The 25561-nt window shown below is 41.7% G+C and carries 21 protein-coding genes; 16 read left to right on the top strand and 5 right to left on the bottom strand.

Features of this window, described 5'->3' with window-relative positions; all coding sequences use genetic code 11:
• The first annotated feature begins 21 nt into the window (after positions 1-21).
• The 11 genes from Q0993_RS21345 (at position 22) to Q0993_RS21295 (ending at position 13187) form a co-directional block, all read left to right on the top strand.
• Positions 22-1059, top strand: coding sequence for a sensor histidine kinase (locus tag Q0993_RS21345; protein ID WP_299537310.1), 1038 nt, complete (start codon positions 22-24; stop codon positions 1057-1059).
• Positions 1056-2090 carry a histidine kinase gene (locus Q0993_RS21340; RefSeq protein ID WP_299537308.1) on the top strand — a complete coding sequence of 345 codons (1035 nt, stop codon included), beginning with the start codon at positions 1056-1058 and terminating at the stop codon, positions 2088-2090. The genes Q0993_RS21345 and Q0993_RS21340 overlap by 4 nt, the downstream gene beginning before the upstream one ends.
• Complete coding sequence (locus Q0993_RS21335) at positions 2071-2829, top strand: LytTR family DNA-binding domain-containing protein (protein WP_299537305.1); 759 nt, start codon at positions 2071-2073, stop codon at positions 2827-2829. Before Q0993_RS21340 ends, Q0993_RS21335 begins: the two co-directional genes overlap by 20 nt.
• Positions 2830-3023: 194 nt before the next feature.
• Entirely contained in the window at positions 3024-3779 is a 756-nt protein-coding gene (locus Q0993_RS21330) for a LytTR family DNA-binding domain-containing protein (protein WP_299537304.1), read from the top strand.
• Between the two features lie 157 nt (positions 3780-3936).
• The gene (locus Q0993_RS21325) at positions 3937-4401 is read left to right on the top strand and encodes a (2Fe-2S)-binding protein (protein ID WP_299537301.1); all 465 of its coding nucleotides are present in this window, start codon (positions 3937-3939) and stop codon (positions 4399-4401) included.
• Entirely contained in the window at positions 4401-5897 is a 1497-nt protein-coding gene (locus tag Q0993_RS21320; RefSeq protein WP_299537300.1) for a CRTAC1 family protein, read from the top strand. The genes Q0993_RS21325 and Q0993_RS21320 overlap by 1 nt, the downstream gene beginning before the upstream one ends.
• On the top strand, positions 5894-8074 hold the full coding sequence (locus tag Q0993_RS21315) for a molybdopterin cofactor-binding domain-containing protein (protein ID WP_299537299.1): 2181 nt from the start codon (positions 5894-5896) through the stop codon (positions 8072-8074). Before Q0993_RS21320 ends, Q0993_RS21315 begins: the two co-directional genes overlap by 4 nt.
• Before the next feature lie 312 nt (positions 8075-8386).
• On the top strand, positions 8387-10303 hold the full coding sequence (locus tag Q0993_RS21310; RefSeq protein ID WP_299537298.1) for a hypothetical protein: 1917 nt from the start codon (positions 8387-8389) through the stop codon (positions 10301-10303).
• A 3-nt stretch (positions 10304-10306) separates the two neighbouring features.
• On the top strand, positions 10307-11140 hold the full coding sequence (locus Q0993_RS21305; protein WP_299537295.1) for a DUF2490 domain-containing protein: 834 nt from the start codon (positions 10307-10309) through the stop codon (positions 11138-11140).
• 37 nt (positions 11141-11177) lie between these two features.
• The gene (locus Q0993_RS21300; RefSeq protein ID WP_299537292.1) at positions 11178-12056 is read left to right on the top strand and encodes a hypothetical protein; all 879 of its coding nucleotides are present in this window, start codon (positions 11178-11180) and stop codon (positions 12054-12056) included.
• Between the two features lie 297 nt (positions 12057-12353).
• Positions 12354-13187 carry a DUF1080 domain-containing protein gene (locus Q0993_RS21295; RefSeq protein WP_299537289.1) on the top strand — a complete coding sequence of 278 codons (834 nt, stop codon included), beginning with the start codon at positions 12354-12356 and terminating at the stop codon, positions 13185-13187.
• A gap of 33 nt (positions 13188-13220) precedes the next feature.
• On the opposite strand, the gene Q0993_RS21290 is transcribed toward Q0993_RS21295, so the two are convergent.
• The 4 genes from Q0993_RS21290 to Q0993_RS21275 all read right to left on the bottom strand — a co-directional run bounded on the left by Q0993_RS21290 (position 13221) and on the right by Q0993_RS21275 (position 17825).
• Positions 13221-14327: a Gfo/Idh/MocA family oxidoreductase gene (locus Q0993_RS21290; protein ID WP_299537287.1), complete on the bottom strand. Its 1107-nt coding sequence runs from the start codon at positions 14325-14327 to the stop codon at positions 13221-13223.
• A gap of 131 nt (positions 14328-14458) precedes the next feature.
• Positions 14459-15208 (bottom strand): hypothetical protein, encoded by a 750-nt coding sequence (locus Q0993_RS21285; protein ID WP_299537285.1) that lies wholly within the window; start codon positions 15206-15208, stop codon positions 14459-14461.
• A 112-nt stretch (positions 15209-15320) separates the two neighbouring features.
• Positions 15321-16454: a helix-turn-helix transcriptional regulator gene (locus Q0993_RS21280; protein ID WP_299537283.1), complete on the bottom strand. Its 1134-nt coding sequence runs from the start codon at positions 16452-16454 to the stop codon at positions 15321-15323.
• A gap of 129 nt (positions 16455-16583) precedes the next feature.
• Positions 16584-17825: a mechanosensitive ion channel domain-containing protein gene (locus tag Q0993_RS21275; RefSeq protein ID WP_299537280.1), complete on the bottom strand. Its 1242-nt coding sequence runs from the start codon at positions 17823-17825 to the stop codon at positions 16584-16586.
• 272 nt (positions 17826-18097) lie between these two features.
• On the opposite strand from Q0993_RS21275, the gene Q0993_RS21270 reads away from it, so the two are divergent.
• From Q0993_RS21270 to Q0993_RS21260, 3 genes are all read left to right on the top strand, one after another.
• The gene (locus tag Q0993_RS21270; RefSeq protein ID WP_299537277.1) at positions 18098-19186 is read left to right on the top strand and encodes a sensor histidine kinase; all 1089 of its coding nucleotides are present in this window, start codon (positions 18098-18100) and stop codon (positions 19184-19186) included.
• A complete protein-coding gene (locus tag Q0993_RS21265) occupies positions 19176-19916 on the top strand; it encodes a LytTR family DNA-binding domain-containing protein (RefSeq protein ID WP_299537275.1) in 741 nt (246 codons plus the stop codon). Before Q0993_RS21270 ends, Q0993_RS21265 begins: the two co-directional genes overlap by 11 nt.
• A 461-nt stretch (positions 19917-20377) precedes the next feature.
• On the top strand, positions 20378-21235 hold the full coding sequence (locus Q0993_RS21260) for a phosphatidylserine decarboxylase (RefSeq protein WP_299537273.1): 858 nt from the start codon (positions 20378-20380) through the stop codon (positions 21233-21235).
• Between the two features lie 121 nt (positions 21236-21356).
• Here Q0993_RS21260 and Q0993_RS21255 read toward each other — a convergent pair whose 3' ends face one another.
• Complete coding sequence (locus Q0993_RS21255; RefSeq protein ID WP_299537271.1) at positions 21357-22427, bottom strand: adenylate/guanylate cyclase domain-containing protein; 1071 nt, start codon at positions 22425-22427, stop codon at positions 21357-21359.
• 410 nt (positions 22428-22837) lie between these two features.
• Here Q0993_RS21255 and fabD point away from each other — a divergent pair, with 410 nt between their 5' ends.
• Together fabD and Q0993_RS21245 are read left to right on the top strand one after the other, a co-directional pair.
• The gene (gene fabD / locus Q0993_RS21250; RefSeq protein WP_299537269.1) at positions 22838-23713 is read left to right on the top strand and encodes an ACP S-malonyltransferase; all 876 of its coding nucleotides are present in this window, start codon (positions 22838-22840) and stop codon (positions 23711-23713) included.
• Between the two features lie 149 nt (positions 23714-23862).
• A complete protein-coding gene (locus Q0993_RS21245; protein ID WP_299537267.1) occupies positions 23863-25440 on the top strand; it encodes a metallophosphoesterase in 1578 nt (525 codons plus the stop codon).
• The last annotated feature ends 121 nt before the right edge of the window (positions 25441-25561 follow it).

Below are 25561 nucleotides of genomic sequence, written 5' to 3'. Positions count from 1 at the left end.
AATATTGAGTATTTTGGTAGGATGAAGTGGATTTCCAAAGACTTTTTATACCAACCTACAGTGAGGATACACCTTAGTCTTGCTTTTACGGGTTTTCTACTTGGGATGCTCATCTATGGCTTTGTGAATTTTAGTGGTATTCAAAGCATAACGGAATTTGTTTTAAGTGGATTTTTGGGAATGTTCCTATTGTATGCCGCCCATTTTAGCAATCCGCTGATCGACAAACTGATTCCTTGGAAAAAGGAACCGGGGCAACGACTTTTGGTCGGTATTGTATTACATTCCATAGTAGGTGCAATTCTGGTTTTTGGAATTCTTTGGATATATGGGCAGCTTTTAGGTACATCGGCCCTTTTTCTATCCGATGAAAGCGATATCCTAATAAAAACCGGCATCCTATTATTTTGTACAGCATTGATTTATAATATCATCTATTTTGCCTTTCATTCCTATTATATCTATTCAAAAGGACAGGTAATGGAAGCACGATTGAAAAGGAAACAAATTCAGCTACAGCTTTATGCCCTAAAATCACAATTGAGTCCACATTTTCTCTTTAACAGTATAAATACATTTTCTTCCTTATTTCAAAAGGATACCCAAAAAGCGGAATCATTTATTCGCTCCCTTGCCGGCTCTTATGAATATGTATTGGATACATACGAATCTCCCCTGGTGACCGTAGCAGAGGAATTGTCCTTTGTAGAATCCTATTATTTCCTGATAAAAACACGTTTTGGAGAGCACTTTAACCTTGATATAAAATTTCCCGATTATGTGCTCGAGAGTAAAATACCTCCCTTGACCTTGCAAATGTTAGTTGAAAATGCGGTGAAACATAATGTTATGGGACCCTCAAAGCACTTGGAAGTAAAAATGAGGGTCAAGGATAAAAAAATAAGGGTGTCCAACGTTAAGACCAATCAACGTCCTAAACTGAATTCCTTAAAAATTGGATTGCGGAATATTGCCTCGCGCTATGAATTGTTGACCGACAAACCCATAGAAGTAGTTGACCACCATAGTTTTACCGTTACTTTACCCTTGATATCGTGAGAAAATTATTTGTACATCATCCATTGTTCAGGTTGTTAAGTCCCTTATTCTGCGGCACTTTGGTATACCTACTTATTTTACTGATCAATAATAATGTGGGGCAATTACAGGAAACTTTTTTGGGAGAGGAATTATATGTATGTATCGGTTTGGCCTACCTGATACAGGAGTATTCAAGACTCTCCCTTCTCTGGTACGGACGTCCATCGGCCCCCAAAAATTTCCTGGTAAAGTTGGTGTTATACCTTGTTGGTTCGGTCTTCATTGGAATAGTGCTGGTCTCGGTAGCTATGTATCTTTATTTTTCTACTGTTTTGGGTTATACCCCAAATAGTAGGGAGTTGTTTATTTTCAACAGTATATTCTCATTAACCACATTAATTTATTTGGTGTTATACTTAAGCCATCAGTTTTTATACAAGATAAACACCGACCGCATTACTAAGGAAATTGAGGCGAAGGAAGAAATTGAAGCTGATTTTCAACAGTTTAAGAAAGGTATCAATCCCGAACTCCTATTTGAAAGTCTGGAATCCTTACTTGTCTTAATGAAGAAGGATGTAAATCGGGCGGAACGTTTGTCAGATCATTTTTCCAGCGTATATCGTTATGTGCTGGCCAAGAAAAAAAGGGAATTGGTACCGTTTTCGGAGGAATGGGAAGCACTAGAAGAACTATTGGGACTATTGGCTTATCTACCTTTTAGGAAAATAACCTTGGGAAAGGTCGAGGTATCCAAAACTTGGGTAGTCCCTGGTAGCATTTTAATGGTAGTAGAACGAATACTGCGAAGCACCATTGTTTCTGTCGAAACAGATTTGAAATTTGATATTCTGGAAGACTTGGACCGGATCTTAATTCGATATCGGCCGGAGGAAGTATTAAGGGGTGGGTTTCATTCGGAACAACTCCGTGATATTGCCGGAAATTATCAGTTTTATACAGATAAGGTGGTGCAGGTCGTTACCCAAGGATCTTACAAAATAATCGAAATTCCAAAACTTCAACTGGATGAAAGTAGTCATTATTGAGGACGAACCTTTGGCGGCCGAAAAGCTTGAGCGTTATCTTTCGAAGTATAATAGGGATATTGAGGTACTGGCAAAGCTGACCTCCCTTGATACGGCAATCCCTTGGATTGCCACACACCAGAAGGCTGTGGACCTTTTCTTTATGGACGTACAACTAACCGATGGTTTAAGTTTTGAGATTTTTTCGGTCATTCCCATAAAAAAACCGGTAATATTTACCACGGCCTTCGATGAGTTTGCCATTGATGCCTTTAAGGTAAACAGCATAGATTACCTCTTAAAACCCATTACCTTTACCGATCTATCCAAGGCACTGAAAAAATTGGAATCCTTACGAGAGCAATTTTCCAACGCTGCGGAACTTGGTGGTAGGGTACAACAATTGGGCAAAAAATCGTACAAAGATCGTTTTCTGGTCCGCATGGGCAACCACATCCATTCCATTCCCACTGAATCTATCGGTTATTTTTATGCAGAGGGACGGGACGTATATTTAAAACGGAACAATGGCAAAAAATATCTTATTGAATATACCTTAGAATCTTTGGAAGAGTTGTTGGATCCAAAACTGTTCTTACGGCCAAATCGTAGTTTTATAGTCCATATCAATGCTATAGAGGACGTGGTGGTGTATGCCAACAGACGTTTAAAACTGACCCTTAACCCTAAAGCAGAAAACGAACTTATTGTAAGCAGGGAAAAAGTAGCGCAGTTTAAGCAATGGTTCGAAGGAATTTGAGAATACCTTGTACAACAACCATCCAATCAGTTAAACTTCGAATATCTTCAATAGAATCATCTAATCAAGAATTTGAAAATCTCAGAATGGCGCAAAGTCGATTCCCCGGCCTATTTTATATTCATGGGTACATTGATTAACTTTATGAAATAGTTTAAGGAAATCAAGGCATTGTACTTCTCTACCCGAATAGAATGAAAACCAGAAACTTTGCAGTAGTTACGATATCCATAGCAGTAGTTCTGGGCCTATTGATTTATTGGAGGGAATACAGCGCTCGCAGTCAGGTTGCCCTTTTTCAGGTGTTGCTATGGCAAATTGGAATTTGGGGACCCTGGGTTTTGGGTTTCGAATTGATAAAACAGTTTATTGGAAAAACTGCGAAAACTAAGTTTGGGATTTTATTCCTGGCAGGAACGTGTATAATTTGGATAGGGCTTCATTTCGGATGGTTCTTTTTTATAAGTTCAAATTTCAGTCCCTATCTCGGGCTACCTGGTTCCCGGTTTGGGGTATATCGTTATTTCTTCATTTTTTGGACGCTAATCGATATTGGGCTGCTTTGGTTTATTATCGATAAATTAAAATCGACTAAAGACGAGGAAGTATCTCCTCCCTTATTGTTGGAACTAACGAGGGGAAATAACAAATACTTCTGTGAACCTTCACAAATTCAATGGTTGGCCGCCGAAAACTACTATACCAAATTATGTACCACAGAGGGGGTTTTTGTAATGCGGAAACCTTTAAAATCGTTTCATGATCTGCTTCCCCAGGACATGTTTAAACGGATTCATAGGTCTACTATAATCAATGTGAACTACGTGTCCGAGTTGGAAAGAGGTAATGGTCAAAGCCTCAAAGTGGTTATGAGGGACGGAACACGACGCAGGGTCAGTAGAAATTTCGTTAAGGAAACCACCCTTTTTTTTAAGGACAGGACATATTGACCCCATTCACTACCAAAACCTTGTCCATTCACTGCACAAGCCATTTTTCATCTCCCAATTTGGCTAAGTTTAGACCGGTAACTTAGTTGCTGAATCGCGATAATCGCTCTTTTTATTTAAATCGATTTTAATCAATTGCAAACCAAAATAGTGATTTATGCCCTCCTATACTTTGACCGTAAATGCCGAAAAAAGAACCGTTTCTGTCGATTCGGATACACCTTTACTTTGGGTTCTTCGTGATCACTTAGGTCTTACAGGTACCAAATACGGATGTGGGAGAGGAATTTGTGGTAACTGTACAGTTCATTATCAGGGCAATGCCATTCGGTCCTGCGTTTTACCCATCACTTCTGTTTTAGAAGGAAATATTGTTACCATTGAGGGACTATCCGAAAATGAGAATCACCCCGTTCAACAGGCCTGGATGGAGTTGGATGTCCCGCAATGCGGATACTGCCAATCCGGCCAAATCATGGCAACGGTGGATCTACTCTCCAAAATTAAAAATCCTACGGATGCGGATATCAACACTGCTATGCAAGGGGTATTATGTAGATGTGGCACCTATTCCAGAATACGTAAGGCTATACATCGGGCAGCAAGTATACAAGACAAATAATGCGACATGTAGTATTCTTCTTATTGATTTGTACTTCCATAAAATCCCGTGGACAAGATCTTCTATTTCACCGTGCCCAACAGGATGATAATCATCTAGGGTCTAGAGGTGTTGCCATTGCTGATCTAGATGGCAACGGATGGAACGATATTGTAGTGGCCAATCAAGTAGATTCTGTTCGACTTTTGGGAAATACCATTTATTTTAATCAAGGTACTGGTTTTATGAGGTCGGCGATTGCGGAGAACAATATAAATGCCTGGAGTGAGTCGGTCCATACAGTAGATGTGGACAATGACCATGATTTGGATATCTTTTTCACCACCCAATTCGGAACGTTCAATCTCTTATACTTGAACGACGGTAAAGGAGAATTCTCCTTGGGTAAGGCAGGAGATCTGACAGAGGACCGAACCAACTCACCAGGTGCTTGTTGGTGCGACTATGATAGAGATGGGGATTTGGATGTTTTTGTGGTCAATCGGGACGGGGAGGATGATAATCTCTATATCAACAACGGTAAAGGAATGTTTAGGAGATCTGTAACGGGACCCTGGAAAGACCATAAGGGTGATGGTAGGTCCTGTGCCTGGGGGGACCTTAACGGTGATGGGCACCCTGATTTATACGTCGCTAATTTTGTAAGAAAGGAAGGGGGGCAAATAAAGGCAAAACACCGCAACTACCTATATTTAGCCTCTGGTAATGGAAATTTTGTAGAGCAAAAAAAGGGCATTGCTGTAACGGAAGAGAATGCATCCTACGGAGTGGCCCTTATTGATTATGATTATGACCATGACCTGGATATCTATGTGACCAACGTATCCATTTCAGATGAAAATGCGCTATACAGAAACTCGGGAAATGGTTTTTTCAAGAAGTTGACAGAAAGTGAAGTCACCTATGAAATACATCGCCCTTCCAAGGGACAGACCTGGGGCGACTTCAATAACGATGGGCATTTAGATCTCTATATAGCCAATGGTACCGAACACTATCCTGAAATTCAGAACTTTTTCTTTTTGGGGGCACCGAATCATTCTTTTAGAAGGGTATACAACACCCTTCCTGCCATAGAGGGCCATATATCCGCCGGCACCGCCTCCGGGGATTTTAACAACGACGGATTTCTGGATTTGTATGTATGCAACTGGGGCGGTGAGGCCGAGGCCAATGATTGTTACATTAACCAAAGCCGAGCCAACCACTGGGTTAAATTTCAGCTAAAGGGCACTACATCCAATAGTTATGGTATAGGTAGTTGGGCTACCCTGACATCGAATAATGGTCAGGTCCAGACCAGGTATGTTAGTAGGGAAACCGGGTACGGAAGTGAAAACTCCACTGAAATCCATTTTGGTATGGCTACCGCAACAAAAATTGATTCCGTTACTATTGAATGGCCCTCTGGAATAAGTCAATCAGCTAAGAACTTACAACCTAATACCGTCTATGAGGTCATTGAAGGAAAAGAAATTAAACCAATCGGGATATGAAAAGTACATGGGATAGAAGAACCTTTATAAAGTTGACCGCTTCGGCAAGCGGTGCACTAGTTGCGGGAGTTTGTCTACAATCCTGTACATCCGGGACCGTACCGGCAACCGCCCATGAATTCTCCCCATTGATAAAAATAGACACGAAAGGGTGGGTTACCCTCATTGCCAAAAACCCCGAGATTGGTCAAGGTATCAAAACTTCACTACCAATGATTCTGGCAGAGGAGCTCGGAGCGGATTGGGACAAAGTAAAGGTGATACAAGGCGATTTTGATAAAGCTTATGAGGAACAGTGGGCTGGAGGGAGTTATGCCATTATCCTCAACTGGGACATGATGCGAACTGCGGCCGCTAAAGTGAGGCATGTACTATTACAGGCCGCCTCAAAGAAAATGAATATAAGGGTAAGCGAACTCACCACAAGTAAGGGCAAAGTATTGCATTCCGAATCGGGTGAATCCTTACCATTTGAAAAACTACTGCTCGAGGCCTCAAAACTACCCTTGCCCGAGACGGTAGAATTCAAGCCCACGGATTCCTTTGAGATAATCGGCAAGAATACACCACAAGTAGATTTGGATCAATTAGTGAGCGGAGGAACCAAATTCAGTATCGATATAAAACTTCCGGGAATGCTTTATGCCACAGTACTAAAAAATCCTGTTTTTGATGGTGGGGCAGGTGATTATGACGATACCCGGACTCGGTCGGTCAATGGTGTTGTGGATGTTATTGAACTTAATAATTCGGATTATGGAGGCAGGCTTATAGCTCCAAACAGTCCCAATTTTGTAAACGGTATTGCGGTATTGGCCAAATCTACCTGGGCAGCATTCAAGGGTGCCCAAGTGTTGGATGTGGTTTGGGACAACGCCGATGCAAGAAAAGAGAACACAGCCGAGATTTTCGAACGATTCCAATTACAATTAAACGATACAACCATAGAAAGAAAAGATGGCGATCTATCTAGGGCAAAAAGAAATGCAGACTCAAATTTTGAAGCGATGTATCAGGTTCCATTTCTGGCCCATATTCCCATGGAACCTATGAATTGTACTGTGGATTTCAGGGATGATCTCTGTGAAGTTTGGGCACCTACACAAAACCCAAAGGCACTTCAAGAGGGATTGATAAAACTGTTTGGATTACAACCGGAGCAAATCAAGATTCATCTTCCTCGAATAGGAGGCGCATTTGGAAGACGCTATTATGTGGATTATGCCATGGATGCCGCCATTTTATCCAAGAAAGTGCAGAAGCCTGTAAAATTAATATGGACTCGGGAAGAAGATATTAGACACGATTGGTATAGACCCGCCAGTATTCAGAAAATGGCGGCCTCATTGGATAAAGAGGGTAGGGTTACCGGTTGGCAACACGTCTTGGCCAATGCATCGCGTAAGACCTGTCTGGGGCGGGAAGGAAGGCCGGCCGGTACGGAAATTGATAAGTACGAGTTTCCGGCCGGGTTTGTCCCGGATCTACAATTTGAATATGGGCATGTTTTGAGTGATGTCCCATTGGGGCAATGGCGTTCAGTAGGGCATTCCGCAGTCGCCTTTGCGGTTCATAGCTTTTTGGATGAGTTGGCCATTTTAAGCAAGATGGATCCGATGGATTACTTTTTGGAATTTCTAGGTCCTGCAAGAATGGTCCCAGTGGTAGACGATTATGCCTTTGATGCAAAGCGTTTGATTTCAGTAGTGGAACAGGTAAGACGCAACAGCAATTGGGACGTTCCTTTACCGAAAGGGCAGGGTAGGGGTTTTGCGGCAAGCAAACATTCCGGCTCCTTTGTTGCCGAAGTAGTTACCGTGTCCGTAGACGCTAATGAAAATATTACCATTTTACGGGTAGACGCCGTGGTAGATTGTGGAATAGTGATCAATCCCACCGGGGCCAAGGCTCAGGTGGAGGGAGGTATCCTTGAGGGGCTAAGTGCAGCACTTTATGGAGAAATAACCGTTAAAAACGGTGTTGCGGAGCAATCCAATTTTCATGACTACAAATGGATACGAATGGATGAAGCCCCGGAGATACACGTAGAATTTATTACAAACAACTTGCCTCCAAGAGGTCTTGGTGAACCCCCGTTGCCCCCAGCGGCACCGGCCTTGACCAATGCCATATTTGCTGCAACTGGGAAGCGCATTCGAAAATTGCCGATACTATAAGATTTCGTAGCTGTTGAATCCGGGAATACGCATTCGAAAATTCTCACAATTACCGGGGAATCGGGCATTTGATGGAACTATTTTCTGGTTTTAATCAATTTGGTAATAAGTGCGGTTCATGGGATACCAAGTAGTCATCTGAATCTACTTTGGTAAAAGTCATTTTCAGCACCACTTTTATGCAACTTTTACAATTGTACCGGGCATAAAATCCAAAAGCTTTAATTTTTCGTACTATCCGTATTACTTGTGAATTAATTTTAGTTTTTTTGCCGGATGATCGGATGCAAAACAAAATATCTTTTTAGTTCCATGCTATTTGCACTGTGTGTGTGCCTTCCTCTAGCTCTGCAAGGACAGGAAACGCTACATTATGCAGGTGCGCTACAAGTAGGCAAGTATAAAGGAGAGGCTGGATATGATTACAAAGTTGTGGGTCAGGATACTTTGCTCAATGGTCCCTTTATCATGGAACGATCCAATTTGGAGGCGCTTCTGGAGAACGAGGACTCCTCGTTTTTGTTTTCCGGGACCTTTAAGGATAACTTTCCCGAAGGTTTTTGGAGATTCCAGTTCGGGGAATTCCAATCCAACAGCGAAACACAAGTCATAGATTATCAATATAGGGTGCTGATTAGTGGAACCCAGGAGGAAACCAGTGGTACCTTAAAAATGGGGAAACCGGACGGCCCATGGACTTATACGGTACAACAAATCAAAGATTCAGAGGTAGAAAAGACCCTATTTAAGAGTAGCATTGTATTCGAGGATGGCATCCCCCAGCGTAGTTTTCGAGTCGAAAACGAAAACAGCACCCTGGTAGGTAGGTTTCTTCGGAATGGATTGGCCCACGATGAATGGTCCTTATATGCCACCGATGAAGTGGAAGCGGTAGAAAGTTGGTTTTTCAACAATGGTCTGTTACAGAAGATCCAGAACCGCGATGACAATGGAACCAAAGTGGTGCAGTTATCCATTGATTCTACCAAACGGAAGAAAACAATTAATTTGGATACCCGTTTCCTGAGTGTTCTACAATTACAACTCCCGGCAAACGATACCTTAAACATTTTTGAAAGTGGGATGCCCAAATTGTTGGCCGAAAATACCCTGTACTATCAGAAGATAGACGATATTTTGTCGGAGTTGGGGGAATCCGCCTTTTTACCTGAATTTAAAGTGGAAGTGGCCTATTTTCCGTTGGACTCCGAGGAAATTATGCAATTGGATTCCATAAAGGTACATTTTGAAAAATCCAAAATAATAAGCGAATCCTTATTGGACAACACACAACTGAATATTCTAAAACTATCGGATGAAGAGGCGCTTTTTCTATATTCCGTGGTAAACTCCATTTCAGAAAAATTTCTGGGACCTATTAAAAAAGTGGTGGATTATCATGAGCAGGACATCCTTGAGTTTGTGACACGCGATCAACTGATCGGCAAATTATGGCCCCTAGGAAAACCTTCCAAGGAAATTGAGGTTACGGATATAAAATTGCCTAAATCATTTGTATTGCCCAATGCAGAACAGTTTGAATTTGATGGAAATACCTTGACATCCATAAGGCAACTCGCCCAATACGCCGCTTATAGCCTGGATTCGGTGCAACAGTTATTAAACGACAAATTGACCCAAGACCAACGGCAACAGGAACTCATTGCCCTAGAGGAGGAACTCATCGCCCAAAGCAAGGGACTGAACAGTTTAATAGACTCAATTGGCAACAATGTTCCAGGAATAGATAAAGATGCGTTGCTCCAAATCAAGGCCTTGGCCGAAACAAGCTTAAGTACATACTCTGCGATGGAAGAAGTAGCATCCAAATTCAGTTATGCCGGGGAATTGGTGGATTGCTATACACAACTGAACCTTTTGACCAAAGTGATTGCCGAGTTACCGGCCCAATGGGAAGAAATACAACAAAATTATCAAGACGGTGTCTGGAATCCCTTTACGGCCACAGTGATGAACGAAGAGGTAAAAAGACGCATTACAGCAGCCTACAGCAGAGTGCTTGTTCCATATTTTTTGAATTGGGCACAATCCGATCTGAGCTGCGATAATGTTGATGAGTTAGTCGTTCTGATGCAAAATACTTACCAGCGAATGAACGAACTTAGAAATGAAGACACCTCAAAGTTGGAACGCAAGTTACGGAAAGAGCAGGACCCAAAAATGGTCATGCAATTGTTCAACATCCAAAACCAGGTTAAAGAGAATTAACGGATGAAGCATCATTGCAAAAATCCCTTTTGGGTATTGATCTTGTTCCTGATTTGTAGTGCATTGCCCCTATCCGCGCAGGAGGAAGGGCAGGAAGTACTCCCTTTGGAATCCAAATTTAAGGAGCCGGTTACCAAGGTATGGTTTAACACCTATGGCAACATTCGTATTTCAAAGCGTTTATTTTGGGTAGCCCAAACCCACTTTAGGCTTCAGGAAACAGAAAGCACACCATTTGTAGGGCAAATGGCACAGATTTATAACCGACACGCCATAGGTTACATTTATTCCAAGAAATTCAATGTTAGTTTGGGAGGGGTATTGCGCCTTAATTTTAACACCGATGAAGATTCTATGGATCGTAATTTAGTACCTGAATGGCGTATTTGGCATCAGTATCTTTTCGCTATGCCTTTGTCCAGTGTTATGACCTATCATCGCATTCGTATTGAACACCGCTGGAGCCAAGGTTTTGAAGAAAATAGCGAATACATTTTTAGGAATCGATGGCGGTATATGTTCCGATTAAAAGTACCCTTGAACAGTAATAAATTAGAACCGAGAACATTCTATGTAGCTCCAGAGGCCGAGTTGATCATGCAGAGCGGGAAGGAAGTGGTTGCTAGCCCTATGGAAGATCTACGTTTAACGACTACTCTTGGATATATCGTAACCCCCAGACTTACCTTTGCTGCGGGATTGATGTATTCACACGGCCAAGAGTTGAGCAATGGGGGGATTTATAAGCAAAGCTGGACTATGAGATTCCACATGTACTTCTCACCTGATTTCAGAAAAGTAAAAAATAAGCTGCCCGAAATCCACTTTACCGATTAAATACGTATATCAATGCGTTGACCGAACTTTCTGCAGCATGAAAAAGCAAAATCGCAAGATTATATCCTATCTCCTAGTACTTATTACAGTTGGTATTCTGGTGTTCTATCAGTTGAAGACCAATAAGCTTCAAAACGAACTTCAGGCCAATAGGGCATTCCAAGAACAAATTGATACTCGGCTGGCCGTTTATAATAGTCTTTTACAAATAGATTCTACCCTGGTGAAAGGCAATTATAAAGCTGCCCTCAGTGCTTATCAAGAACAGTTAAACGTCAATGAAAAAAATGATAGTACCGGAATCCGACTCCGTATCGCTCTCGCAAAAAAAATAATAAAAATGCAGGATGCACTCCGTTCGGATGCCTCCTTAATTGCACAATTGCGAGCTCTTGACTCCAGTCAGATAGAACAATCGGCCACCCCAAAAGAAATTCGGCAATTCGATTCGTTGAGTTTTGCCCTTGAAAAGACCAAGGTACGATTGGCACGAATGGAAAACCAATTGCAAAAAAAATCCTTTGGTCAATATCTGACCTTTACCAGTAGCAAAGGGAGTCTAATGCATTATGTCGGGGAGGTAAAGAACAAAAAGGCAAACGGTCATGGGTTGGCACTTTTGGATACTGGGAGCCGTTACGAGGGGGAATGGAAGAATAACCAGCGCCATGGCAGGGGTACCTTTTATTGGCCAGACGGAGAATACTATGTCGGAGATTACGTGAACGATAAACGTAACGGACAAGGTACCTACTATTGGCCCAATGGGGAAAAATATACCGGGGCATGGAAAGATGACCGACGTAGCGGCGAAGGTATCTTCTATGGAAAGGATGGTAAGATTATTGCCAACGGTGTATGGCAGGAGGATGAACTGGTACAAGCGGCTAAAAAGCAAAAAAAGGAAAGCCGCTAAAGGAACTCTAGCACACCGCCCATACTTTATAAGCTTATCCATCCTGTGATATGGAATCCTTGGCTTATCTTAATACCAAATTGATTATACTGCTTGTTTAGCCTAGAGGATTTTCTAGGAAACTGGGAAAAGAACTCCATGACGAGCGGAATTAAATCTGTAGGGCAAAGACAAAGTATTTCTGAAGCAACTTTACCTTTTTGAACTTTACCTACTTTAACTATACGTCGTATAATTTCCTTTAGCAGATGGTTTTTTATCCCTACTTTTAAAGGAAATGACTTAGAATCAATTCCAATGCGTTCAATTTCCTATACCTTCATAAAATTAACTTGGTTATTCTTTATAGTGGTGTTCGCTTCTTGTGGTGAAAAGAAAACGGACCCCGTAAACAAAAGCGAGGTTTCAGATGCGACGGCAACCACAAAAAGTGGGTGGGTATCCATTTTCAACGGAAGGAACCTGGACGGTTGGACCATGAAAATTAAAGGGTACCCCCTTGGTGAAAACTTTGGCAATACTTTTCGTGTGGCCGATAGCATCCTAAGTATCCGTTATGATGGCTACGGCCCTGAATTGAACGGTCGTTTCGGTACCCTGTATTATCAAAAAAAACTAACCGACTATCGCCTTAAGGTAGAATACCGATTTGTGGGCGAAACAGCTCCAGGGGCACCTGATTGGGGCTATCGCGATAGTGGTATTCAATTTCATGGTCAACCACCAAATACACAAAAATTGGACCAACCGTTTCCCATTTGTCTGGAATACAATTTCCATGGAGGAAACGGTAAGGACGATCGCCCGCTCGGGGCCCTTTGTGTCAATGGGATTTTTGTGGAATTTGATGGGGTGCAAAATACGACCACCTGCACGCCAGCTACGGTACCGCGAACCTTTCACGGAGACCAATGGGTAATCGCGGAAATAGATATCAAAGATGGAAGAATCGTCCACTTTGTGAATGGGGAAGAGATTTTAAGATATGCCAATCCCACTTTTGACCCCAATAATGAAACCGCAAAGACATTGATGGTGGATGGTGATACTTCCGTAAAAGGAGGATATGTCTCTTTTCAATCCAATAGCCACCCCATCGACTTTCGAAAAATAGAGTTGATGGAATACTAGTTTTTGGTCTACGTTCTTAGTGGGGCAGGTACATTACAGGTCTACCCGTTTTCCAGTTTTTACAGCCAAGTATATGGCGTCTATAATCTTCATGTCCTTAACACCTTCTTCACCATCAAGGGGAACAATGGGTTCCACACCCTCAAAAATAAGTTGGGCCATCCCGTCCATTTGCAAGGTCTGGTGGGTTATATGGGGTTGTTCCAGTGCTCCTTTATGTGTACGTCCTTTGATAGGACCATAACCCGTAGAAGGTTGCATTTCGGCAAAACCTTCCTCTCCGTTCAGGAAAAAACGATCTAAATGGCTCATGGCATAGGTAGATAGGCATGAGGCTACGGCGCCACTAGGAAAACCCATTTGGAATTGTATGGTTTCGTCCACCCCTTCCTTGAACTTTACGGGATCGGTCTTTGTTTCCTGTGCAGTGACCCAAATGGGTTCTTCGCCCAACATATAGCGTGCACCATTAATGGAATAAATTCCTATATCCATCATGGCTCCGCCTCCGGCCAACTCCTTGTTCAAACGCCATTGGGTAGGGTCACCAATGGTAAATCCTGATTGTCCCTGGAAAAATTTGAGCTTCCCAAATTCCCCTGCCATTCGCATTCGAATAACTTCTACGGTCTTTGGCTCATAGTGCATCCGATAGCCAATCAATAGTTTTACGTTGGCCGCCTTACAGGCATCTACCATTTCCTGACCTTCCTTTGCCGTAACGGCCATGGGCTTTTCACAGATTACATGTTTTCCGGCCCTGGCTGCACGTATCGTATGGTCTTTGTGCAGCGCATTGGGGGTTATAACATAAACAATATCGATATCGGGGTTGTCCTTTATTTGATCAAAGTTTTCGTAATTGTAACAATTCTTCTCCGGAATACCGTATTTAGCGCGCCACTCGACTATTTTGGAAGGAGTGCCACTAATGATCCCGGTTAGTTTGGCGCGTTTACAGGATTCCATGGCTTTAGCTACCCTTCGTGCGTAACTACCCAATCCCATAAGGGCGACCCGCAGCATGGGACCGTCATAGGAATCCTCCGAAGCGGCGAACAGGTTGGTCGGATTGTATAAAAGCGGTAAACTAATTGTAGAAACGGTCAGTTTTTCTAAAAAATCTCTTCTTGAACCCATATGTTACGTTTTGCTCACTAAAAATAAATAAACGAAAATAGATTGTCCATTTAAAAAGAAAATTCTTTTAAAGGTTTTTTAATAAAATTTCTTTCAAGAAGGATTTAGGTCCAATACCCATAAAAATGGTATTACCGAATATATTGGGCAACTTTACCGTTTTGAATAGCCTCAAGATTTCTGTCGTTATCCTCTAGAACCACGATTTTATAGTCCACTTCTCGGTTTTTCAATGCTCGATCTATTTTTTCCAGATGCGTAAAGGCTTCGGAATCCCTTTGTCCGCAAATTATGGTTATAGGGATAGCCAGACGTTGCAACTTATCAAATGCCTTGGAATCATAATGGTCCCAATAGTGGCTGGAACAGACTATTAGGCTCTTAAAATAATCACTGGACATTTCTATATAGGTCTGCGCCGCTACTGATCCGTCCTTGTAACCAAAGGCCACGAAAGTCCCATTTTTTATGAAGTAGCTCTTCTTTACATGTTTTAATAAGTCGTTCAGAGCATGATGGGTGGGATGATTTATCCAGCCATTCCTTCCATTTTTTGGGGCTATAGGTATAACCACAATATGGTCTCCCTTTTTATAATCCGACCAGATGTTGGAAATTGTCCATTGCGCAATGTCCTTATCATATTTCATTGAACCAAAGGAAACAAGACCCGGGCTTCCCTTTTGATCATCGTAATTATCAGGTACCAAAACGGTATACTCCATTTCAATCCCATTGAACGCACTAAACTTTTTAAATTCAAATTCTCTTGTGGCGGCTTCATTTTTCTCTTGCGCCTGACATAAAGCACATGTAATTCCCAAAAACATGGTTCCTAGTGTGGAAAGTAGGGCTACCTTAAATTGATTTGTTTTTTTCATGATATTAATTTTTAAGTTTCTCCCAAAGATTGTGGGCATGCGAAGATTTACAAAAATATTGGGCTTGTATTTCGGCCTAATTAGTATTTTGGAACAAACTTGGTACAATGGGTTAGGGACGCTTCCTGCTGTCCTGAAGATCCTTTGGATGGCCTTGTGCATGTTTGCCAAAAGCACGGTAAAATGCAGATCGGGAATTGAATCCGACACTCTGGGCAATGGCTTCAATGGTAAACCTTTTACTTTCACCTTTGGCCAATAATTGTCTCGCTTTCTCGATTCTATAACTATTGATGAAATCGGTAAAGTTTGTACCCGTTACCTGGCTGAAAGATTGGGAAAGATAACTACTATTCACTTCAAGTCTGGAAGCGAGGTCTTCGAGCCTAAAATTTTTAATGGTAAATAGTTCTTCCTCCACCATGAGAGCCTGTGCCCTGCTGACGTAGACCTTGGCTTTTGTGGGAGTCAATCCTGAATTTTTATACTTTATACGATGTAATAGATTGATTCCACCATACTTTTTCACATAATCTCGAAGTAATAGAATAATGATCAAAAGCATGGTCAAGGTCCAGAATAAAATGTCTATGGTCCATTCCCTATTTGAAATGCTAAAAAGTTCAAGACTTTGGAAAGAGATTCCTTTAAGGGCAATGGAAAAGACCAATCCACCAATAAGCAAATACGTAATATAGGTGGGTAATAGCCACCCTATTTTCCGGTTCTTTACAAGGATAAAAATTGCAATGATTAAAATGCACAAGGGATACAGTACATTGAGGAACCAAAACTCCCAGGTAATCCGGATTAATGGATTTGTCTCATTCAAGGCATAGAATGCCCTTAACATGTATTCCTTCTCTTCAATGCTGACAGCAAAATACCCCTTGAGCCAAAAAAAACTTGTTACGATAAAAGGTACATAAAGAGGTGTTAGAAATACTATCCACTTATTTTTACCTTTAATGACTAAGAGGTACATAATTATTGTTGGGTATAGGGCCAACTTGAAAAAACCGCCTAATCCGTGAAAAAAAAGAACATACAAAATCAATCCGGAATGGACCAATAGGTCATGGGTAATCTCAAACGTTAGCATAAGAAGTATAAGTCCTAAAAAGAAATGGTCCAGGTGTTTTTTCCAGAATTGCGCCAGCAAAAGATAAATTCCAAAAAACAGTCCTTGGCCAAGGGCAACACCTGCAATTAAAAAAATGAAGTCAATACGCGGTTCTAGTTCCATTTCCTAGAAAAGCAAAATAGGGTACATTTGAAAAACTCTAAATTACCCAAAACCTAACAATAACCCTTCCTAATGGGGATACCCCTGTCTACAAAAATAAATTAGGTCATTTTTGGAGCACTTCCTTTCTCAAGACTGCAAAGATGTGGGCAGTTCAAAAATTTCCAGTTCAAAATAGGGTAGGGCCGCCAACAAATGATCGAATATATCCGCCATGATGTACTCGTAATTTTCCCATCGTTTATCACTACTAAACGTATAGATTTCCAAGGGAATTCCCTGGGGCGTAGGGCTCAACTGACGTATCATCAAGGTCATGTCCTTATTGATAGCGGAATGATTTTCCAAATAGCTTTCAATGTATTTACGGAAGACACCCAGATTGGTCAAGTTCCTTCCGTTTATGGGCAAATCCTTGTTAATTTCACGCTCTTGATTGAACTTGGCGATTTTTTCGCTTCTGGTTTCCAAGTATTGGGCAATAAGCTGTATCCGTTTTAAGGATTCAACATCTTCAGGGCTTAAAAACCTAACACTTTTTTGTCGCACTATCAAGGCCCGTTTTATACGCCTACCTCCTGATTTTTGCATACCCCTCCAATTTTTGAAGGAATCCGAAATCAATGCATAGGTTGGGATAGTTGTTATCGTCTTATCAAAATTCTGGACCTTTACCGTAGCCAATGTAATTTCAATAACATCGCCATCAGCACCGTATTTATCGAAGGTAATCCAATCGCCGATACGCACCATATCGTTTATGCTCACCTGAATACTGGCCACAAGGCCCAAGATGGAATCTTTGAAAATCAAAAGGATAACAGCAGATGCCGCACCAAGGGCAGTGAAGAATTTCCAAATGGTGGTATCCGTAATGATGGCGAAAATGGTCAAAAGTCCCCCGGCCCAGGCAAATATCATAAAGACCTGAATATAACTGTCCAAGGGTTTGTCCCGCAAATGAGGTAATGTCCTTAAGTAGTCCTTGGTGCTTGAAAGCAAACTTTTTACCAGCATCAAAGCTAAGAGTACCCCCAATATCATCAATACCTTAAGTGCCAAGGTACCACCATATTCAAAATCCACGAATACTATTGGAAAGAGCTCAAAAAGCAACAATAAAGGAAATACATGGGCAATATATCTGGGTACTTTGTGGGCTACCAGGAAGTTGTCAAAATTGGTTGCGGTACGTCTCGCCAAACGTACCGAAAGGGTGCGGAGAATCTTCCAGATTACAAAATCCAGAAGTCCGGAAATGAGAATACTTCCCACCAATAGCACAAATAGATTGGCATAAGCCGCCGCGGTTTCCTCCAGTCCTATTTTCAGAAGGTAGTCATAGAGAATATGACCCTGTTTTATGTCCATAATCGTGCACTGTTGAATTTGGTGATCGCAAAAATACGGCTTCCTTGCAACTGTTGCGATAGACTAAGGAAAAGCCTATGAAAAATTTAACAAAATAAGGTTCTGATTCAAACCTCCAAAAAAAGTAATGGGAAAACCAAACGGAAAAGTAGAAAACGTTCACCGAGGTAAAAACGGCTTTAACGGGCAAAATACTGCTGTTTGGTTTGGTTATTTCATAAGCTACTGGGTAATTAGTAATTTCACCCTCAATTGCAGGCAAATAGCTCCGAATGATCGACAAGATTTCAAATCGAAAAAATAGGGTGTACTATCATATCCTTTTCTGGATGTCATACGTGGCGTTGTATACCTTAATGTGGGGGAGTTATGATGATGAATACTGGGAGCAATTCCAACAGCTGCTGTTTCTTTTGCCCTGGAAAATGATTCCCACCTACATCACCCTTTATTATTTGATGCCCAAGTTCCTGTATCCCAAGAAAACGGTTCAGTACATAGTTCTGTCCATAATTTTGGCCTTGGCCATGGGGGTAATAGATCGCTATATGATATGGACCTATCTATATCGCTGGTACAGCCCGGAGAAGGAGTATTGGAAGACACCTATGTTATATCTGCCCAAGCTACTCAACTCCCTTGTCGCCGTGTATACCCCGGTATTCGTGGCCATGGCCATTAAACTGCAGTTATTTTACTATCAGAAGGATAAAATCAATAAGGAACTGGAGAAGGAGAAGGTGGCCACGGAACTTAAATTCCTGAAAGCCCAGATTCATCCCCATTTTTTGTTCAACACCCTAAACAGTATATATTCCTTATCCTTGTCCCGATCCAAAAAAACTCCTGACGTGGTCTTGGGCCTATCCAAGTTTTTGGATTATATGTTGTATGAATGTAACGAGCGTTTTATCTCCATTGGAAGGGAGTGGGAGCAGTTGATGAACTTGGTGGCCTTGGAACGCATACGGTACGAAGAGGGTTTAAGCATCAATGTTTCCGAATCCATTGATAATACCGAAACACGTATACCCCCGTTATTGTTATTGCCCTTTGTGGAAAACGCCTTCAAACACGGGGCCGATAATGAAATCAGTGATGCCTGGATTACCATTGATCTTAAGTTAATTAAGGAAAATCTGGTATTTATGGTAGAAAATAGCAAGAGTTCAGAATCTTCCAAAGAAGGTCTGGACACGGATAAGAACATAGGACTTACCAATGTAAAAAGGCGATTGGAACTATTTTTCCCAGACAAATATGAACTGAAGATTTTGGAAGAGGAAGATAGTTTTTTGGTGAAATTGAATATCGACTTAAGCAGTATTTCCACCCTAACACAAGAAGAGAATGTCCCATAAGATCAAATGCATTATTGTAGACGATGAACCGCTGGCCCGGGATGTATTGGTGAAATATGCCCAACAAATTGATCAGTTGGAGGTCGTAGCAAGCTGCAGTAATGCCCTGGAAGCCTTTGAGCATATTCAGCAAGGGCATATACAGTTGGTTTTTCTGGACATTAAAATGCCTAAATTAAACGGCTTGGAATTGATTGAATCGATCAAGAATCCACCACTTATCGTTTTCACCACGGCATATAGGGATTTTGCCATAAAGGCTTTTGAACTAGACGCTATAGATTACCTCTTAAAACCAATTTCCCTAACGCGTTTTTTGAAAACAATCTCAAAAGTGAACAAATATCTCCAAGGACAGCACCTAGAACTTAACGGTTCGGAATCCGAAACCGCCAAAGAGGAGGGGACCACCACTTCTGAACCGGATTTCCTCTATATCAAAGCGGACCGGAAAGTGGTTAAACTGGATTTGGGTTGTATCCACTATCTGGAAAGTTTAAATGATAAGGTCATCATTCACTTAACGGATAGGGAGGTAATTACAACCCAGCGCATTAGTTATTTGGCCGAGAAACTCCCTAAACAGCGCTTTATCCGAATCCATCGTTCTTACATCATTTCCCTCGCACACATTACCGCCTACAATAATATTATGGTAGAAGTGAAGGGGCGTGAACTGCCAATTGGTCGTAATTACCGTTCCCAAGCGTTAGAAGCTTTACGTCAATAGCTATCCTTTCCTAATTTTTTTTAGACAACAGAACAGCTTTTTCCTTATAGGTTCATAGTGGCACTGACGGCTAAAAGGAAAGCATTTTATACTGTTTACTGTTAATCATTCCTTAAATGGGAGCCCAATGCCTTTTTATTCGGCCCAACTACCTTTTTAGACCTGTTTTCGTCGTCAAACGACCCTTAAAAGTCATATCCCAAGAGAACCAGGTCATTCACAAAAATGTCTTGATAATGCAGAAGAGGCAGCCTTACTTTGAATCATCATCAAAAAGCGGACAGTCTTTGTATACAACATTCATCAGGTTTTGAAAGACTACCAAACAAGAGTTCTTCCCGATATCGGTTTCTTGATATCGGGAAATTTAGTACGGATTTGGCAAGGTGCTCATGCTATTTGGGCCTTGAGGAGGGAAAACTGGATAGTAGGGCACTTGCCATTTAAAATAAATCAAACGTATGCCATCTGTTTCCTATCCTACCCCAGAATCGGACATCCATTTTAAGGTCTTTAAAGTACCGCAGTGGAGAGCTGCCATTTATCAATTCCTTTCCGTAAGGCTTTGGGGAAGTTTACCGAGCACCCTACAACGAAGAATATCCGCATGGTATTCATCCCTTTACACCAAATCGTATTCCAAAAAAATCATCGGTCCGTACCTGAGGGTCAACTATTCGGATAAAAACTACTTGCAAAAATTTAAACCACCCGATGGGAAAAAAGAATTTACCAACTTTCAGGACTTTTTTACCCGAGAATTCAAGGAACTCCCTCAAAACAAGAGTGCTTATGTTTGGCCATGTGAAGGTCTGCTATGTGATATGGGATCTGTTATGGATACCACAATCTCCAATGTGAAAGGAGACAAACGCCATATCGAATCGATTTTCCAAGTACATAAAACCTCAATCCCTGGGGATTACCACTTTATAAACGTGTTTTTGCATAATAAGAACTACCACCGTATCCATGCCCCAGTATCGGGTACCATAAGACGAATTCAACACGTTCCGGGTGATTTGGTCGTATTGAGGCCGTGGATATACAAACAGAACCCTTCTTTACCGGCGTTGCGAAACGAAAGGTATAACATGGATATTGTCGATATCTGGGGACGTACCTGGTACTTGTCCATTGTTGGTGGACCAGCAGTGGGTACCATTGCCCTCCCTAAGCATATCACCGTTGGATCCAAGGTGGAAAAACTGGAGGAAATCGCTTTATTCTATTTGGGATCTACGTGTTGTATGGCCGCTCCCGAAGCACCAAAACATCACTTCAAGAATAGTTTTGTTCAGGTAGGCGCTACGTATTAAAGGACATAGTTAGTTAAGATCGTAGACTATGTTGAGCTACACTATATGTTACGTAGCGCTCTACCTAAGACTTTTTAGTGCACCCCAATACAAGGAATACCAAAGATCGGATAAGTTGGTGTTACCCCTGAAAAATGGTAAAAACACTCAATTCGGCATTTTTCCCCTTGAGCAGCACATTACCAATGGACTTCGCGGAATAGTTTGAGTCTATATTCAAATCTTCCTTAAGTTTTTTGGATATTAATAGGGCAACATTATGTTTATTGCATTCTGCCTGTATTCTTGCAGAGGTATTGATGACATCCCCGTGAAAGGCCAATTCTTTTTTTACCACTCCTACTTCAGCGACCATTAACTCTCCACCGTGGAGACCAGCCTTAAATTCTGGGACCAAACCATATTTGTCCATATAATAGGAATGCCGCAACTTCAAAACATTCTGAAATGCAAAGAATAAAGCCACGCAATTATTGTTGGCCAAACCCCTATGGTACGGCCAACTAAGTACCGCCTCATCGCCTACATACTGATAGATTTCAGCGGCATACTTTGGAACAATATCATTCAAGTCATAAAAACAATCCTGAATAAGTTGACTGTATTTAAAATGTCCCAAGGCCTCGGCAATAGCGGTCGAGGATTTTAAATCGAGAAACATAAAAATCCGCTTTTCTTCCTTTGGATTTTTATACCTACCCAACAACATTTTCAAAAATACCCCTTTTCCAAATTTTTCGTTGGCAATCCTAATAAGGGAAAACATCAAGGAGCTAAATAAAAAATATAGGGTGGTTATCCAAAAACCTTTGTCATGCCGCCACCAGCCCGGGTCGTTATTCTTTTTAAGTCCAAACAAGTTTGCTCCCAGTTCGATCATAAAAGTCGCTATCACTATGATCAAAAACAAATAGACAATGGTCTTTATAAAAATAGTTAACCCTATAGAACGTCTTTTGGAGTTGAACTTGTCAAAGGCGAACTCCACCGCTGCGTAGAAAATACCCATGAGAAAACCGGCAAGCGCAAATAATGGAAGTATATTCTTCATTTTCAGATCTTCACGAAAGTCCGCACTAATGGTAACGCCATCTTCTGACTCAAGGCCATAGAACCGAAACAATCCCCAGAGCACCATGGCAAAAGTCCAAAAAAGTATGGATAGCCATAAGAGGTTCAAAAATACTCGCATTGTTTTGTTCATCCTTTCCACTTTAGTAGGGTCAAGATAAATGATTTAGAGCTAAGGTTTTCTCCTATCAACCAGTTGTTCCTCTGTAAAGGTGGTAAATTCCAACCATAATCGAAACCATTAAAACAAATGTTGTTGAAATAACATATCCGAATTTGTATAGGAAAACTGATTGGTAAAGGCGAAATTAGAAACTAGAAGTAGTATTGAGGACTTCGCCCCATTATCTTCAAATCCCTTAATACAAATCTTAAACACCACCTAACGTGGGACTTGGGAACAGGTCTAACGTACTTTACCGAATATATAGGTTCTTAATAGGAATACTAGTGCCTTACTTGTAAATAATGTGTTTCTTTTGGTACCTATTCTTTTTCTGATCAAATAAAGTCATTCACAATCTGTTATCTATGCAAGCCTATTTATTCCCTGGACAAGGTGCCCAATTTCCAGGTATGGGAAAAGATCTGTTTGAAAAATCTGAATTGGCTCGGACCTACTTTAAAAGAGCTAATGCTATTTTGGGTTTTCCTATTACCGATGTAATGTTTGATGGATCTCCAAAGGATTTAAAGCAGACCAAATATGCCCAGCCAGCAATTTTTTTACATTCCTACGTGCTCACAAAGACCATGGGCAAAGCGTTTAAACCTGATATGGTCGCCGGGCATTCCTTGGGCGAAATATCGGCTTTGGCAGCTATTGGCGCGATAGATTTTGAATCGGCCCTAAAACTTATTTCCAAGCGTGCTTCGGCCATGCAAAAAGTTTGTGAAATCAAAAATACGGGTATGGCCGTCGTGGTCGGATTGTATGATATTATTGTTAAGGACATTTGCAATCACGTCAATGGTGTAGTAGTGCCAGCTAACTATAATGCACTATATCAGGTTGTTATATCCGGCGAAAAGGAAGCGTTAAAAGAAGCTTGTGACAAGTTACGGCCAGGTGCCAAGGGCGTGGTGGATTTGCCGGTAAGTGGTGCATTTCACTCCCCCTTTATGGAGCCCATAGTCGAAGAGTTCGGTATAGCCATCAAGGAGTTCGAATTCAAAACGCCCATTTGCCCTATTTATCAAAATGTTGCAGGTCGCCCAAGTGAGGACGTGGAATCCATCAAGAAAAATTTGATCGATCAATTGACACATCCGGTTATGTGGAGACATACCATTCTACACATGGTAGAAGATGGAGCTACCAAGTTTACTGAAATTGGTCCCGGGAATTTTCTGAGGGGACTCGTTCGTCAAATCGACAAAAATGTGGCTATTTCCGGAATATCGTAAGCGAACAAAAACTTTTCTGATTATTTTTACCGTAGTATAATTTTCCCAGAGATAACGGTTTAAGAAAGTACAATCAAATACTATAGGCCATACTTTGGCCTCTTTTCCTTTTTTCTAGGTTGATTAGGTTTTACGAAACTAAAGATTACATGAAGAGAATTTCTTTTTTAGCCCTATTTCTTTGGGGAATATTGGCCGGATTGGGCCTAGCCCAAGAACCTCGAGTATATAAGGTACCTGAATTTGACGTGGAGTGGAGCAAACCTTCCCAATACCCAGATAGGATTGTATTGAATCTTGGCGAAGACCCCGCAACATCTGCGAGCGTTACTTGGCGTACAATTCCGGAAATCGAAACGGCTTTTGCCGAAATCGCCGAGGCTACCGGTGCCCCAAAGTTTTGGCGCAATGCCAAGACCTTGAAAGCCATCACCACTAACTTTGATGGATCTAAAGTACTTACCGCAGGGTTCATATCACATTACCATTCGGCCACGTTTTCGAATTTGCTGCCGGATACCGTGTATGCGTATCGCGTCGGTGATGGAAAGCGATGGAGCGAATGGATACAGTTCAGAACGGCCAGCAGGTCCACAACAGAACCTTTTTCGTTCCTCTACGTTGGGGATACCCAAAACTTTATCCTCGAACTTTGGTCAAGACTCATTAGGGAAGGATATAAAAAAGCCCCCAACGCCAGTTTTATTATTCATGCAGGAGATTTGGTAAACAATGCACATCGCGAGCAGGAGTGGCAGGAATGGTTCGATGCTGGTGGTTGGATACACAGCTCCCTACCTTCTTTTCCCGTGCCCGGGAACCACGAATATAGACCATTGAATGCCGAAGAGGAAAAAAAGGGAACAAGAAGCCTTTCCGCACAATGGAATCATCAGTTTACGCTTCCGGAAAACGGCCCTGAAGGTCTGGAGGAGACCGCCTATTATATGGATTATCAAGATACCCGTATTATAGGCCTCAACACCAATGTAGAACATGAAAAGCAGGCTACTTGGCTAGAGGAAATCTTGTCCAAAACCACTCAGAAATGGAAAGTGGTCACCTTTCACCATCCCTTGTTCTCGGCCTCTTCCAATAGGGATAACACCGAGTTACGGGAACTCTTAAAACCAATTTTTGACAAATATCATGTGGACCTGGTCCTACAGGGACATGACCATAGCTATGCCAGAGGCAGGGTTTCTCCCGGGGAGAATACTCTGGATGGTGTCAATCTACGGGACAGGACGGGAACGGTTTATGTGGTATCCGTGAGTGGTGGAAAAATGTATGGGCTGCGTCCCAACGCATGGGAAGGCTGGGAAGCGGAACGGGATAGGGCTGCCGAAAACACTCAACTCTTCCAGGTAATCACCATTGAGGATAACAAGCTATCGTTCGAATCCTACACGGCCATCGGTGAACTATATGATGCCTTCGATTTGATAAAGAACGGTAAGGGACCCAACACCTTCGTGGAACGAAAACAGGAAGCCATTGCTTCAAGACGGTTCAACAATACCATTCCCTATCAGGATACGTTACCGGACGCCATCAAAAATAGGTTACAAAAAAAGTACCCTGGTTTTGAGTTTGATGGTGTTTCCTATTCGAAGGAAAATGGTGTTTTTCAATACCAGGTCAAAATGGAGAAGGGCAATGAAGAGGTGAAACTGCTCTTAGATGTGGATGGAGACATCTTGAAAGAGGTTAGGGAGAATGACTAAATTCAGGTCCCAACGGAATGTGACGACATTGTTCAACCGGGAAAATAGGGCAGGTAATTGAAATAGTTATTCCAAGTTTGCTATATTTATAAAGATTTGGTTCTAAATGGAGGCCTAGGGT

It is taken from the genome of Ulvibacterium sp., assembly GCF_028285715.1.
Classification (GTDB): Bacteria; Bacteroidota; Bacteroidia; order Flavobacteriales; family Flavobacteriaceae; genus Ulvibacterium.
This window is presented reverse-complemented; position numbering and strand designations above follow the sequence as displayed.

Excerpts from the sequence above, each read along its gene's own strand:
- Q0993_RS21345 (WP_299537310.1), top strand. The coding sequence starts at position 22 with ATGAAGTGGATTTCCAAAGACTTTTTATACCAACCTACAGTGAGGATA.
- Q0993_RS21335 (WP_299537305.1), top strand. The coding sequence starts at position 2,071 with ATGAAAGTAGTCATTATTGAGGACGAACCTTTGGCGGCCGAAAAGCTT.
- Q0993_RS21330 (WP_299537304.1), top strand. The coding sequence starts at position 3,024 with ATGAAAACCAGAAACTTTGCAGTAGTTACGATATCCATAGCAGTAGTT.
- Q0993_RS21325 (WP_299537301.1), top strand. The coding sequence starts at position 3,937 with ATGCCCTCCTATACTTTGACCGTAAATGCCGAAAAAAGAACCGTTTCT.
- Q0993_RS21320 (WP_299537300.1), top strand. The coding sequence starts at position 4,401 with ATGCGACATGTAGTATTCTTCTTATTGATTTGTACTTCCATAAAATCC.
- Q0993_RS21315 (WP_299537299.1), top strand. The coding sequence starts at position 5,894 with ATGAAAAGTACATGGGATAGAAGAACCTTTATAAAGTTGACCGCTTCG.
- Q0993_RS21310 (WP_299537298.1), top strand. The coding sequence starts at position 8,387 with ATGCTATTTGCACTGTGTGTGTGCCTTCCTCTAGCTCTGCAAGGACAG.
- Q0993_RS21305 (WP_299537295.1), top strand. The coding sequence starts at position 10,307 with ATGAAGCATCATTGCAAAAATCCCTTTTGGGTATTGATCTTGTTCCTG.
- Q0993_RS21300 (WP_299537292.1), top strand. The coding sequence starts at position 11,178 with ATGAAAAAGCAAAATCGCAAGATTATATCCTATCTCCTAGTACTTATT.
- Q0993_RS21295 (WP_299537289.1), top strand. The coding sequence starts at position 12,354 with ATGCGTTCAATTTCCTATACCTTCATAAAATTAACTTGGTTATTCTTT.
- Q0993_RS21290 (WP_299537287.1), bottom strand. The coding sequence starts at position 14,327 with ATGGGTTCAAGAAGAGATTTTTTAGAAAAACTGACCGTTTCTACAATT.
- Q0993_RS21285 (WP_299537285.1), bottom strand. The coding sequence starts at position 15,208 with ATGAAAAAAACAAATCAATTTAAGGTAGCCCTACTTTCCACACTAGGA.
- Q0993_RS21280 (WP_299537283.1), bottom strand. The coding sequence starts at position 16,454 with ATGGAACTAGAACCGCGTATTGACTTCATTTTTTTAATTGCAGGTGTT.
- Q0993_RS21275 (WP_299537280.1), bottom strand. The coding sequence starts at position 17,825 with ATGGACATAAAACAGGGTCATATTCTCTATGACTACCTTCTGAAAATA.
- Q0993_RS21270 (WP_299537277.1), top strand. The coding sequence starts at position 18,098 with ATGATCGACAAGATTTCAAATCGAAAAAATAGGGTGTACTATCATATC.
- Q0993_RS21265 (WP_299537275.1), top strand. The coding sequence starts at position 19,176 with ATGTCCCATAAGATCAAATGCATTATTGTAGACGATGAACCGCTGGCC.
- Q0993_RS21260 (WP_299537273.1), top strand. The coding sequence starts at position 20,378 with ATGCCATCTGTTTCCTATCCTACCCCAGAATCGGACATCCATTTTAAG.
- Q0993_RS21255 (WP_299537271.1), bottom strand. The coding sequence starts at position 22,427 with ATGCGAGTATTTTTGAACCTCTTATGGCTATCCATACTTTTTTGGACT.
- fabD (WP_299537269.1), top strand. The coding sequence starts at position 22,838 with ATGCAAGCCTATTTATTCCCTGGACAAGGTGCCCAATTTCCAGGTATG.
- Q0993_RS21245 (WP_299537267.1), top strand. The coding sequence starts at position 23,863 with ATGAAGAGAATTTCTTTTTTAGCCCTATTTCTTTGGGGAATATTGGCC.